General features: G+C 40.3%; 1 protein-coding gene. It reads left to right on the top strand.

Annotated elements, in window-relative coordinates; all coding sequences use genetic code 11:
• Positions 1-96: 96 nt before the first annotated feature.
• Positions 97-518, top strand: a 422-nt coding sequence (locus tag PZE06_RS26000; protein ID WP_191963726.1) for a transposase, incomplete at its 3' end; no start/stop codon positions are given.

The following is a 518-nucleotide window of genomic DNA, read 5'->3' as shown; positions in this document are numbered from 1 at the left end:
GGGAGTGTAATATTAACTGTGTAAGTGAGGAATGCGTACGATTCCTTACTCACACAGTTTTTTATTTGATAGAATCATAAGTATAAAGCTAAAGGAGTGATTTCGGTGGGGAAATTGAAAAGAGATCCAAACTCCGTAGAATTAGCGAACAAGATTATCGAACAGTATCAACCTAAGTCAGTAGAGGAGATGCAAGCCGCATTAAAAGACCTATTTGGTCCCATGTTTGAGTCTATGCTAAAAGGAGAAATGAATCACCATTTGGGCTATGAATCAAATGACAAGGGCCAAAAAGATACAGAGAATAGAAGAAATGGATATGGCAAAAAGGTGGTGAAAACAACGGCTGGAGAAGTTGAAATTGCCGTTCCTCGTGATCGGGAGGGTTCATTTGAACCCCAATTGATTCCAAAGCGTAAAAGAGACGTATCCTCTATCGAGGATAAGGTCATTGCGATGTACGCCAGAGGAATGTCTCAACGAGACATCTCTTCTACGATAGAGGAGATCTATGGTTT

Source organism: Robertmurraya sp. DFI.2.37, from assembly GCF_029211245.1.
GTDB lineage: Bacteria > Bacillota > Bacilli > Bacillales > Cytobacillaceae > Robertmurraya > Robertmurraya methanolica_A.
This window is presented reverse-complemented; position numbering and strand designations above follow the sequence as displayed.